Below are 13,236 nucleotides of genomic sequence, written 5' to 3' on the forward strand. Positions count from 1 at the left end.
TCAAGCTAGTTTTGCAATAGTTTCGCATCCCCCCAACTCGCGTGGTCATAACCATTGCCATTTCCGGCATCATTCGCCTTAAGTGTGATGGTCGTAGCGTCTACTGGAATATCAACAGAAACGGATTCTGCGTTATCTGAACCGGTCAACGTCGCACTTTGATAGTACAACACGCCATCTAGTTCTACTTGGAATACTACCGAGCCAGAGTTACCCACTTCGTCATCAACACCAACACTCGCAGTAAAGCGACTGTATTGACCGGCAGAGATGGTATAAGTGATCGTTGAGTTCGCATGTACCCCCAATCCTTTGGCGAAGGTTTGCCCGCCTATTGAAATGGTGGTGCCATCTTGCGCTTCTCGCTCACCATTACTCATATCTTTTTCGATAGAGCCCCAGCCATTGGTCGAGCTGTCTTCCTGTAAGTCACTAAGATAAACGCTCGCTGGCGGTGTGGACGAGCTTCCTGGATCCTCAGTCATAAATAGATTACCCGAACCGTTATCGGCTGGATGAATCCAATTGCTGCCACCGTCTGGGTCATAGGCAAAAGCCAATCCAGTATGAGGTCCGCTGCCACCATTGCCATTACTTAGCCTCAACTCAAACTGATGCCAACCAGGAGATAAGTTTAAGTTGCCAGTCGAGACCCGATCACTCCAGAGGTCACTACTTAGCACCAACTGTCCATCAATCCATAGACGCGTTTTGTCATCATTGTTTTCACTGAAAGAAATCTGACCGTCGGCATCGTAGATATAACCGGTAAACACCTCGGTCGTATTACCAGCAATCGCATCTTCCGTTTCGCTTAATGAGGTTGTTATGGATGTTTTCGGGTTAGCATCGGTTTCATTAATATTGCCCGAAACGGTGCCATAAAACAGCCCAGGAACAGCGGCACCGCCCCCTTCACTTGGTGTGCGAAGCTTAGCGTCTCCCCAAGAACCATGGTCACTACCGACTCCGTCGCCCGCATCACTCACCACTAGCTTGAGCTCCTGCGCGCTACTTGGAATGTTCACTTGCACGTACTCGGCAACATCACTTCCTCGTAATACGCTACTTTGATAAGCCATCACGCCATCCAACCAAACCTCGAACACGACGGAACCTGAACTGCCCGTCTCATCATCAACACCGATGAAAGCAGTAAACTGATCGTAAGTGCCACCCGTCAGGCTGTACGTCACCTCTGAATGAGCATGAACACCGAGTCCTTTGGTAAATTCACTACCACCAATGGATATCGTTTGACCATCACCCGCAGCGTTTTCACCAACACTGGTGTCTTTTTCAATCGGTCCCCACCCATTGGTTGCGCTGGTTTCCGAAAGATCACTTAGGTAGGTATAGGTTGTTGCTTGCGGTGGTTCGGGTACCACTATATCGGGGCCTTCGTATTCAATCTGTTCTAGATAAGCCACCAATGCAGCGCGTTCTGAGTTATCCGCCACGCTATGTTGCGAGCCAATTTGTAACACATCATCCAGCGTTGCCGCTTGACCGTTATGGAAATATGGCGCGCTACCCCAAAGACCAATCAAACTCGGTGTATCAAAACCCGTACCTACTAATGGAGCTCCGATGCCTTGCCCTGAAGAGGCATCAATGGTACCGACATCGTGCCTTTGCATGTCGGTGTAATACACTCCCGCATGACAAGTGTCACACCCTTTCGAGGTGAACAGCGCCTGCCCCGTTAAGGCTTCAGCTGTTAACGCGCCAGAAGAATCTCGGTGTGGACTTTTAGGGAATTGATTTAAGCTACTGACGTAAAACGCGAGGTTATCTAAGTCTTCACTTTTACCTGATTTCGATGTTCCTAATGGGTTTTCTGACAGGCTAAATAAGGCGTCTACCATAAACCCACGACCACCGAACGCGTAGCGAATATCGTTTTCGAAATCCTGTATCTCGTCAAAATTCGCGGTCCAATGCACTCGACCATTGCCTGTGCCTGTCTTACCCAATAACGAGATAGTGTTTCTTAACCCTTCACCACGGTCCGTAAAGTCCCACACCCTATGGTCGCTATCGCCATCTGCGTGGCAGCTGGCACAAGATATGTAGCCATCTTGGGTCATTCTCGCATCGGCTGCGTTATAGAAAATCTGTTTGCCGCGTAGCACTCGAGGATGCAGTGTTTCATTCGCCACCACAGAGACTTGTGCCAAGGTTGGAATGTCACCTCGATCGGTCAAAAACGCATTGACGTCATGCACAGACACCGTTCTTGACATAAAGTTGTGAACAAATAATGTCGACCCTGATAGTACGAGCCCTCTTGGTGCTAAGCCAGTATCAAAAATCTCCCCAGCTCTGTTTAAGTTGTAGGTATTGCGAATCTCAATGCTATTTTGACCTTCTACCGCAATAAAAATTAGGTCGCCTATATCGCTGAATACGGCCGCTTTGGGCTGTGCACGATCATCAATATCTAAGGCATTATCCATCACTGTTTTCGAATTGAGATCGAGTCGGTTAACCACAGCTCGAATCGTCGTTTCAAACGTCAGCGTTTTGGTTTCATCACCTTCTAAATAGGGACCACGATCAACGTTTGCTTTATTAGATGGCAGCCAAGCACTATATCCATCCGGCGAAATTGCGACGGAACCAAGGTAGTTAGCAATGCCTCGGCTTCTATCTGGGCCATCTATTGTAGTCGTATCTTTAGCGATAAGATAACTCTGGTCGATGGTCATACTGGATGCATCAACCGCGACAACTTCCGCATTAGTTTGAGGCGAAACAAAGCGTGTCACCAGAACCTGTGATGATGAACTGTCAACCGCAATGCCTCTTGCGCTATGACCAACATCCACTGTTGCCACGATAGCTTTGGTGCTTGGGTCGATCTTGAGCAACTTACCACTTGCCTGCAGCGACACAAAAGCGTTAGTGCTATCTGGGGAGAAAGCGATGCCGTATGGCTGAGACGCTCTTGGCAGCACAATCGTATCCACAAACTGGCCAGTATTTGTCAGCACAGTGATACTAGCATCTGCCTGATTAACTACCCATAAATTGCCATTAGGCGCTACCGCTAGAGTTCTCGGCTGATCACCCACCGCAGCTTCCCATAATTTGCCGTACGGAGCTGTGTTTTCGATAGCACTGACGGTATCGTTGTCTTCGTTAACCACAACAACCTGGCCATTGGCTTCCACTATGGTTGATGACGCCGTTGGCGAGACCGTTGTTGGTTGACGATATACTGTAATGGGTACCGACTTACTACTCTCAAACACGCCATCAGCCGTGGTTTCTTTAATCGTCACCACCGCAGACCAATGGTTAGGCTGATTGTAGGTATAACTCGCGTTTCCGCTGGTCGAAAACGGTGTCGAACCACTACCATCGCCAAAGTTCCAAGAATACTCCAGACTGCCCCCTAACAAAGGTGTCGTAGAAGCAGACACATTAACACTACTACCTAGTGTCACTTTATCATTGGCTGACAAGCTCACATCGTGGCCGACTTGTGATCCCGTCGCAAAGCGATATTCAGTACGAGCCATTGGGTTGCCAGCAAAGTCTTCAATACCTTCAAGTACGACTTCGTAAATACTTTCCGCTTCCAGTGCTTGGGATGGAGTAAAGTGGATGAATCCGAGGTTGGTGCTGTACTCCCCTTGAAGCGGGGTTGAACTACCGATTTTGGTAACAGTAAACGAGCTACTATTGACCGATTCCATCAACACGCTATCTGATAACGCCACACCAATACGGGTCGATAAAGGTTGCAGTGTCGCGTCGATCGCTGGGTTAGTGGCGGATATATAAGGAGGAACATTGTCCGGCATACTTTGATGTGCAATCAAACCACTGCCAGAACCATGGTCGTTTCCAACCCAAACTAGGTTACCAAATGGGAACACCTGACCATGGTCAGTGTTGCTGCTTGTGGCATTCAATGAGCTGCGCCCAAGTTCACGTATATTGTTGATATCACTGACATCTAATACCGCAATATCGTCTTGGTTACCCAGAAACAACTTGTTGTCTTGAACGTTACAATAAAGATTTTCGAATCCAGTCAGTTTTTCATTAACTAACGTCATCGGGTTAGTAGTCGTGTCATAGACACGCAAATAGTCATTGGTGCTTCGCGCTCCGAAATACGCATATTTGCCATCCCAACATGAAGCATAGTACTTCTCTGGTAGGCGATTAACCGTCTTAACTAAGGTTGGGTTAACCGGATCATCTATGTTGAGCATGGAAAAACCTGCCGTCCCTTCCATGCTGGAAATGAACATTCGGTTACCTAGCGCAAAGAGTGGTCCTATGTTGAATCCGCCCAGTTCCGAGTTCGGCACCGTTTTCACTAGTGTTGGGTTACTCATGTCACTGGTATCAACAATGGTTAACCCTGCATTGCCACGAGCAATATAAAGATAAGGAGCTTGCCAAAAAAGCTGCCAAGAGACGTTGTTGTAATCACCGAAGTTCACGCCAGAGATCGCCAATTTCGACAAGCGCACAGGATTAGTCACATCCGACCAATCCCAGATTTCTATCCCCTTTCCCGTTTGGATGGCAATGGTGTTATTCTCCCCCAAGCCAAACGAGTGCGGCTCTCTGAACTCCGCTGTTCTTAACCCATCACCAGTACGGTTTAGATTGGCAAGATCCGGTTCATATACTGTTTTAACGAGTTGCATGGCTTTGGGGTTAGAGACATCCAGTGCGATCCAACCTCCCGGCCCACCGCCACTATCAGGGGCAAAGACGCCAACCATATAGCCGTTGAGCATGGTCATGACGTTTACGCCATAGTGTTTTCTGCCGGGATAGTCGGGGGGAAGAAAATTAGTGGTATCGTCAACGAGTGGACTCGATACATGAGTAAACGCCTCTGATGATCCGTAGGTAAGGTTACCCAATCCAGGGCCTTGTGCAGCATTTGCTGCGGCAATAAACGAGGTACTGCATAGTCCCGCTAATACACTGCTCACAACAGGGCGACGCCAAGTCTCAAGAGACTTTATCAAGCGATTGGCTTTCATCGCCTTCTCCTTGTTTTTTATGGTCACTAAACAAAGCTCACTTCTCATAGAAAAGTGAGCACTTAAAAAACATGAAGAGGACAGGCTCGCCTACCCAATCAATCCAAAAAATAGACAGTTTATCTTGTTGACTCGCTGCCCAAATTTAAGCAAACCTACCGCACACCTCCTCACGTCAATGCGTTATTTCATAGTTGGCATGACGAATTCGGCTTGAGTCTGTGTGCTGTCCTTTGAACCGACTTTCACATCCGATTCGGGCCAACGTGTAGTGATGGTTTTCATTCGAGTAAAGAATCGAACGCCGTCAGGACCATGCATATGCAAAGGGCCAAACAGTGAACGCTTCCAACCGCCAAAACTGTGGAATGCCATTGGCACTGGAATAGGCACATTTACTCCGACCATACCGATCTGAACATTGGCGGAGAAATCTCTTGCGGTATCCCCGTCTGCAGTAAAGATAGCCGTGCCGTTGCCATATTCATGGTCGTTTATGATTTGCAGGGCTTCTTGATAGGTTTTGACTCGAACAATGCAAAGCACTGGACCGAATATTTCTTCTTGATACACAGTCATGTCGGTGGTCACATGGTCGAACAAGGTACCACCAACGAAAAAGCCATCGCAAGACTTAGCCAGTTCTAGATCTCGACCATCAACAAGTAAAGCTGCGCCCTCTTCCTGACCCTTTTGAATGTACCCGCAAACTTTTTGCTTATGCTCTTTGGTAATCAAAGGTCCCATATCGTTTTCAATCGCTTGACCGTAACCGGGTCCTACTTTTAACGTGGCTAACTTATCTTGAAGGTGACGAGCCAATGCATCGCCCGTCTCATCACCCACAGCGACGGCAACCGAAATCGCCATGCAGCGCTCTCCAGCTGCACCATAAGCTGCACCCATCAGCGCATTCACTGCACCGTCAATATCGGCATCCGGCATGACCACCATATGGTTTTTCGCACCACCAAGGGCTTGAACGCGCTTGCCGTATTTTGCGCCCTCAGAATAGATGTATTCCGCAATCGGCGTTGAACCGACAAAGCTAACAGCTTGAATTCTTGGGTCTTGCAGTAACGTATCTACCGCTTCTTTGTCCCCTTGAACCACATTAAACACACCATCAGGTAATCCCGCTTGTTTCAGAAGGTCAGCAATAAACAGAGGCGCAGAGGGATTTTTCTCTGACGGTTTTAAGATAAAGGTGTTGCCCGTTGCGATGGCAATGGGAAACATCCACATAGGAACCATCACTGGGAAGTTAAATGGTGAAATCCCGGCCACCACACCAAGTGGCATCATTTGCGAGTGCGAATCGACACCAGTCCCAACATTTAGACTATGCTCTCCTTTTTGCAGGTGTGGGATGCCGCAGGCAAACTCGACCACCTCTAGCCCTCGAGTTATCTCACCTAATGCATCACTAAACACCTTGCCATGTTCACGGCTGATGATATTCGCCAGTTCATCACGATTCTGTTCTAACAGAGTTTTGAACTTGAACATCACTCTGGCGCGATTAAGCGGTGTGGTTTTAGCCCAAGAGTCAAACGCTGCCTGTGCAATGGTAATTGCCTGCTCTACTTCCTGTTTTGAGCACAGTCCAACTTGGTTCTGCACTTCACCTGTAGCAGGGTCATAGACAGGCAAATGTCGTTCCGACTGACTTTCAACATATTGATTATTAATAAAACTACTGATCATGTTTTCATCCTTGTTTAGTATTCTGAGGCTTAATTGAGGAAATTCAGGCGCTACCAAGCGGCTTTATACAGCTCGATCACTTCTTCTTTGTTCGGAATTCGAGGATTGTTGTTAGGCGATCCAGAAGCCAGAGCTTGCTCAGACATGATGTCGAGATTTGACCAAAACGCCTGTTTATCAATGCCAAAATCGCTCATGGAAGGCACGCTTAAATCCTGATTGATCTGCTTAAGTTCCAGCAGTAGCGCAGCGACTGCATCGTCGTCATTGGTGCTCGCATCAACCACTCCCATTGCTCTTGCACACTCGGCATAACGAGTTTTAGCCGCAGGAATCGAATATTCCGTGACCGTCGGCAATAACATGGCGTTGCTCATACCGTGAGGCACATGAAAGTGCGCGCCAATTGGGCGGCTCATGCCATGTACCAAGGCAACAGATGCGTTAGAAAACGCAATGCCTGCGAGCGTCGCGCCGAGCATCATTTGCTCTTTGGCATCTTTATTGTCGGGATTATTGACGGCTTCACGCAGATTTGGCGCGATAAGTTTCATCGCCAATAGCGCTTGCTGATCAGTAAACAGACCCGACTTTCCACTGACATAGGCTTCAATGGCGTGAGTTAACGCATCAATTCCGGTATCCGCTGTGATGCGCTCCGGAGCCGTCATTGTTAAAGTAAAATCAATGATGGCGGCTGATGGAATAAGACCTGGTCCCATACAAAGCAGCTTTTCGTCGTTGGTTTCGTCGGTAATAATGGTCACTTTGGTGACCTCCGAGCCCGTTCCCGCCGTCGTTGGAATCGCAATCAACGGCATAATTGGCGAAGTCACGATATTAGGGACACTGTAATCTCGAATTCGACCTTGGTGCTCCGCAAGCAAAGCAATCGCTTTAGCACTATCAATCACACTGCCACCGCCTAGCGCGATGACGCCATCATAATGCCCATCAATCACCTTATTTACCGCTGGAAGTATCGACGCCTCTGTTGGTTCTGGAACGGTATCCGTGAAAACATCCGCCTCAACACCAGCTTGATTCACGAAGGACTTTAGCTGGTCGACCTGGCCTAAGGTTTTCATCACTGGGTCAGATACAATCATGACTCGGCGACAACCCAGTTGGATAGCTATCTCTCCCGCTCGCGCTGTTGCGCCTTCGCCTACCTCTAAAAGCTTTGGCAAAACAATAGATTGACTCATAATTCACCTCACAATTTATATCGATACATTTCGTATCATTATTTAAATTAATTTATTCAGGACGTAACAAGTCCCCACAACTTTGCTGTGGCAAATTCTTGTTAGTCGCTAACTAGCTAGACCTGTCGCTTGAGATAATCAAGGTTCAATCAACCCAATGAACGTAATGCATCTCTCAGAAGACAGTACTTACTATATCGAGTCGCAAAGAACTCCGAGCGTTTAGTATTAGGCACATAACGCTTATCGGGCTGCGGCTGAGGGCTTAGTCGCTCAGTCTGACTTTCAGTAACAGAACTCATCGCCAGTTGCGCCACGCCTTTTGCCCCGACCTCGTTACAATTTGTCGACGTCACCGTGACGCCCAATATGTCTGCAAACAACTGACACCAATATTCACTTCGAGAAGCGCCACCGCTAATGGCAATTCGATCCACGTCATACCCTGCCGATCGCAGTCTCTGGATATGCTCAAGGTGGGCAAATACAATACCCTCATAAAAGGCGTAGACCACGTGAATGTCCTGATGCCAACCCTTCAAACCAAACAGATTGGCCGATTGGCTATCTTGCCCAGTCGAACCATAGAGATACGGATGGAACATGGGTAGCGTTGGCATTAATTCGACATCTTCCAATTGGCGATTAAACTGTTCGAAAATATTGTTGCCATTACTCGCCTCATGTTCTCTTCGCTCTGAGAAAAATCGCTCCACCAGCCACTCTAAATTGGATGCTGAGCAGGTGCTGGATTCTATGGCTAAGTATCGATTCTCAGCGAATTTACACGCCATAAATACCTCTTCAGGCGGCAGTTCATCAGTTACTACCTGATTGATATTCCATGTGCCTGCGACTACCGAGGTATCAGCTAACGCACTGGCTTGTGAACCATAGGCGCATGCCACTACATCGAACAGACCAGCAATGACAGGTGTCCCCGCTTTAAGCTTTGTTATACGTGCAGCGTCTTCAGTAACTGTTCCTATCACTTGATTACTTTCATAAATCGGCGGCAACTTGGTGCTAATGTCTGCCAACTGGTAGTGATTTAGAAGCTCAAGAGACACTGAGTCGGTTTCAAAATCGAACAAACCCGATGCAGTGATATCTCCCCATTCTGTCGCGCACTGCCCTGTAAGGCAGTAGTTCACATAGTCTTTGCAAAACAGCACCTGACCGATTTTTTGAAACGTTTCTGGCTGGTGCTTCTGTAGCCACGTAAGTAACACTGCTGTTTGAGATGACCACACGCCTTGCCGATTACGCTTTTTGAGGTCTGTGAATCCCTTAGATGCCTGTAGCAAGGTGACTTCGCTGGCAGCACGATTATCCAGAGACTTAATACCAAGTAATGGCTTTAGTTCAGTATCAAGCAGATATAACCCATTCCCATGACCGCTGGTTCCTAGCGCGATAATTTGACTGCTGTCCACACCGGTTTGCTCAATCAATGTAGCGATCACCTCTGCGCATAGCGACCAGCATTGGTTTAAGTCCGCTTCAGTGTGATCAGGTTGAGGGATATGAGTCGGATAATTATTGGCTACAGCGCCTATCTCGCAGCCATGCTCATCGAACAATGCCGCTTTGATAGCCGTGTTACCACAATCAATTCCTATCGCATATGACTTCATATCCCCTCCTTGCTTTAGTTCTGTATCTGCTATTTATCGCCAATGTAGATGTTCATTGCTTCTGAGGTAGACGCACCGTTGTGAATCATCGCCATCAAAGCATCGACAACGCGGCTTGGATTTGGGTGTTGATAAATGTTGCGTCCATACACCATGCCAAGCGCACCCTGATCGAGCAGTGCTCGCGCTTTGCTAAACACAGATTCAATATCTTCACGTCCACCGCCACGAACCAATACCGGGCACCTTGCCGCCTCAACCACTTTATGGAAGTCTTCTGCTTGGCTGGTTGGATCGGCCTTAATAATGTCAGCACCTAGCTCACGTGCCATACGCACCAAGGTGACAATCTTTTCGCAGTCACCATCGACCATATAAGCCTGTCCTTGGCTGTTAGGTTGCATCACCAAGGGTTCGATCATCAGTGGCATACCATATTTCTCACACTCAGCTTTGACCTTACTTATGTTGGCAACACATTGCTTAAACAAGTCAGGTTCATCAGGCAGCATGAATAGGTTCACTACAACGCATGCCGCATCCATTTGAAGGGCTTGAATAAGAGGCTGCTCCGCATTTTGTAGTAGTGCCCACATGTGGCGGTGACGCTCTGCGTTATATGGGTTACCCAAATCGATTCGCATGACCAGTGCAGGTTTGTCTTTGCCATCGACAGTTTGCAGTAAGTCAGCTTGACCCGCATTCATCTGAATCGCATCTGGCTTAGCATCCACTAGTTGTTTTACCACTGAAGACATGTTTTCTAGCCCATCTAAAAATGAAGGCTCGTTGCACACGCCGTGGTCGATAGCCACATCCAAACAACGCCCTTGCTTAAATAGGCGATTCATCCTGACTTTACTGGTTAAATACATACTCTTCTCCATCTAATAGTTGTTCATTTTCCGTAACGGTAGGTTGTAATGTGGGTTTTGAAACTTTTGGTAAGGCGTCCAATTTAACGCCATGGAAATCCAGCAACACTTGCTTCGATTGAGCTCTATCTTTATCGCGTTCGCTTTGACTCCAAGAAAAGTGGTCAGCGACCAAATTGGAAATCTCCTCGAAGCTTTCCTCAGTTAACTTGCCTTCAATCGCTATCGAGGTACGGCGAAGCAGCACATCCAACGTTGTCGATACATACTCACGTTCCAGAATAAACTTGAGCTCGCCTTGGGTGTAGTCATCGAGTGACGACAGCGCTTTATCTTGTGTTCCTTGAAGTGCACCAAGCAGTGATTCACAGGCCGTGCCGTAGCGCTGAAACCAAGTTTCCATTTGGCGTTGTGAATATTGCGGATGACGCTCACTTAATGAGGCTAAGTAAGTCGCTTTTGATGAATCAGTGACAGGGTAACCCTTACCGCCACCTATTGCTCTTTGTTTGGTATCGCAAACTCGCGTTTTACCTAACGATGCTAAAAGTTCATCTGCCACTTCCTCACCAAAGGCACGGAACGTTGTCCACTTGCCTCCGATAAGCGAATAGATAAGAGTGTCGCCAATCTTGTCTTGTTTCAATGAATGACTGCGGGGGATTTGCCCTGTGGTCGAGGTATTGACTGACGGAAGTGGTCTCACACCACAGAACTGATAGACGATCTGCTCACGACTGATATCCAGCTTTGGTAGCACGCCTCTAAGTGATTCGATAATGTAATCAATTTCTTCGTCAGTACAACGCACCGATTCAGGGTCGCTCACGGGGATATCCGTCGAGCCGATCAGTACTTTTCCGAAATACGGGAACAAGATACAAACTCGTCCTTCGCTGTTTTCATAAAACAGCATATTGCCATCCAGTTCAGCCAACAGCTCTGCGTTATCGACGATAATATGCGACCCTTTCGTCCCCTGCATATACTGGCTAGGTGCAGTCAGTAATCCATTGGTGGTGTCGACCCAAGCTCCTGTCGCGTTGACCACATGGTGCGTTTTAACTTGAATAGACTCCGCAGCGTCGTGATTAGAAATCGTCAACTGCCCCTGCTCTAAACCAGAGACCATACTGTAATTTAGGGCAACGCCGCCCGCTTCTACCCCTTCTTGAATCAATTCCAAGGCGAGGCGCTCGGGTGAGCTAATCCACGCGTCAAAGTATGTGGCACTGCTCTTTACGTCACCCCCCATCATCGGCCAGCGTTTTTGGGTTGAGCGAGATGAGTGCATCTGGTGATTTGGCATCAATTGATCACGCTTGGTGAACCAATCGTAAAGACTCAGCCCTATTTTGATGACCACAGAGCCACGCTGTGAAGGCTTGTCTTTCAATCCTAAGAACTTAAACAGGCCGTCAAACATACCCGACCAAGTAGAGAAAATAGGAATGGTGGTTTCTAAAGGAGCAACAAAATGAGGCGCGTTATCAAGTAGGCGATTTCGCTCATAGAGTGCTTCTTTCACCAATTGAAACTCACCATTTTCTAGATAGCGAAGTCCGCCATGTATCATGCGAGATGGCGCAGCACTGGCCTTAGAACAAAAGTCATCTTTCTCGACTAGCAAGACCTTCACACCTTGTAATGCCAGTTCTCGAAAAACGCTTATACCATTGATTCCTCCGCCAATGACCACGACGTCAAAGTTACTATTCTCTTTTAATCGCCTAAAGGCGGTTGAGTTGTTATTCATTGTTGCTCCCTGCCACTGTTTTCCGCTTTCCTTACGATGCGTCGTTACGCCAATTCCAACTCGCCAAAAAACTCATGGGATTTTGCATCAATAAACTTCACCTCTTCCTGAGATAGCACCACACTTCCTGCTGCGGCATTTTCTATTGCTTGAGCTGCATTTCGTGCACCACAGAGAGCATAAGTGATGCCTGGCTGTTGCAGTGTTGCGGCAATCACTAGCTGTGCAACACTTACATTTTTCTGGCGAGCAATCGGCTCAATGGACTGACAGAACTTTTGTACCCAACGGCGGTTTTCGATAGTAAACATAGGATCAGTGATGCGCTGGTCATCGCCAGTGAAAACACGTTCAGGGGTGATTTTTCCGCTCAGCAGCCCCATAGCAAGTGATGAGTAACTAAGACACGCGACATTAGTTTTGATGGTTGATGGCAACAAAGTTTGTTCTAACTGACGCTCGATGAGGTTATATTTCTCCTGCACCGCGTCCACAACGCCTGCTTGTTGATACTGTTCCAACTCCGCTTGATTAGCGTTGCTGATCCCGATGGCGCGGATCTTACCGGCTTTCTTTAGCGCCAATAATGCTTCCATGGTTTCAGCAATCGGCGTGGTTGGGTCTTGCCAGTGGGTAATGTAGAGATCGAGATAATCCGTTTGCAGACGTTTTAGGCTTTGATCCACTTCATGTTGGATAGCATCAGCACCAAGATAACGATGCACTGGCTTGCCATTCTCATCAAAAAAGTGATTACCTTTGTTGGTATGCCAAACCAAACCACATTTAGTTGCCAGTACTACCTTGTCGCGGCGTCCTTTGATTGCCTTACCCACTATTTCTTCAGACACACCAAGTCCATACGCTGGAGCGGTATCAATTAAAGACACGCCGTGATCTAAAGAAGCATGAATGGCATCAATGGAGGCTTTCTCATCTGTTCCACCCCACATCCAACCACCCATTGCCCACGTGCCAAGACCGATGACTGATGCTTCAATTCCTGAATTTCCAATTTCTCTAGTTTGCATGTTG

Annotated in this window: 7 protein-coding genes; all 7 read right to left on the reverse strand. The window is 47.6% G+C overall.

The window, feature by feature from the left end; all coding sequences use genetic code 11:
- Positions 1-5: 5 nt before the first annotated feature.
- Positions 6-5,018, reverse strand: coding sequence for an NPCBM/NEW2 domain-containing protein (locus tag OH456_RS00180; protein WP_270032559.1), 5,013 nt, complete (start codon positions 5,016-5,018; stop codon positions 6-8).
- A gap of 183 nt (positions 5,019-5,201) precedes the next feature.
- Entirely contained in the window at positions 5,202-6,725 is a 1,524-nt protein-coding gene (locus OH456_RS00185; RefSeq protein ID WP_031494138.1) for a CoA-acylating methylmalonate-semialdehyde dehydrogenase, read from the reverse strand.
- Between the two features lie 50 nt (positions 6,726-6,775).
- Positions 6,776-7,933, reverse strand: coding sequence for an iron-containing alcohol dehydrogenase (locus OH456_RS00190; RefSeq protein WP_239913608.1), 1,158 nt, complete (start codon positions 7,931-7,933; stop codon positions 6,776-6,778).
- 149 nt (positions 7,934-8,082) lie between these two features.
- Positions 8,083-9,570 carry an FGGY-family carbohydrate kinase gene (locus OH456_RS00195; protein WP_270032560.1) on the reverse strand — a complete coding sequence of 496 codons (1,488 nt, stop codon included), beginning with the start codon at positions 9,568-9,570 and terminating at the stop codon, positions 8,083-8,085.
- A 29-nt stretch (positions 9,571-9,599) separates the two neighbouring features.
- Complete coding sequence (locus OH456_RS00200) at positions 9,600-10,445, reverse strand: class I fructose-bisphosphate aldolase (protein ID WP_038226596.1); 846 nt, start codon at positions 10,443-10,445, stop codon at positions 9,600-9,602.
- Positions 10,429-12,201 (reverse strand): glycerol-3-phosphate dehydrogenase/oxidase, encoded by a 1,773-nt coding sequence (locus OH456_RS00205; protein WP_270032561.1) that lies wholly within the window; start codon positions 12,199-12,201, stop codon positions 10,429-10,431. The genes OH456_RS00200 and OH456_RS00205 overlap by 17 nt, the downstream gene beginning before the upstream one ends.
- A 44-nt stretch (positions 12,202-12,245) precedes the next feature.
- The gene (locus OH456_RS00210; RefSeq protein WP_236109586.1) at positions 12,246-13,232 is read right to left on the reverse strand and encodes an aldo/keto reductase; all 987 of its coding nucleotides are present in this window, start codon (positions 13,230-13,232) and stop codon (positions 12,246-12,248) included.
- Between the last annotated feature and the right edge of the window lie 4 nt (positions 13,233-13,236).

The organism is Vibrio sp. La 4.2.2 (genome assembly GCF_027586995.1).
Lineage (GTDB): Bacteria > Pseudomonadota > Gammaproteobacteria > Enterobacterales > Vibrionaceae > Vibrio > Vibrio mediterranei.

Bases quoted from the DNA above. Each gene is read 5' to 3' on its own strand.
- OH456_RS00190 (WP_239913608.1), bottom strand. From the start codon at position 7,933: ATGAGTCAATCTATTGTTTTGCCAAAGCTTTTAGAGGTAGGCGAAGGC.
- OH456_RS00210 (WP_236109586.1), bottom strand. From the start codon at position 13,232: ATGCAAACTAGAGAAATTGGAAATTCAGGAATTGAAGCATCAGTCATC.
- OH456_RS00205 (WP_270032561.1), bottom strand. From the start codon at position 12,201: ATGAATAACAACTCAACCGCCTTTAGGCGATTAAAAGAGAATAGTAAC.
- OH456_RS00185 (WP_031494138.1), bottom strand. From the start codon at position 6,725: ATGATCAGTAGTTTTATTAATAATCAATATGTTGAAAGTCAGTCGGAA.
- OH456_RS00195 (WP_270032560.1), bottom strand. From the start codon at position 9,570: ATGAAGTCATATGCGATAGGAATTGATTGTGGTAACACGGCTATCAAA.
- OH456_RS00180 (WP_270032559.1), bottom strand. From the start codon at position 5,018: ATGAAAGCCAATCGCTTGATAAAGTCTCTTGAGACTTGGCGTCGCCCT.
- OH456_RS00200 (WP_038226596.1), bottom strand. From the start codon at position 10,445: ATGTATTTAACCAGTAAAGTCAGGATGAATCGCCTATTTAAGCAAGGG.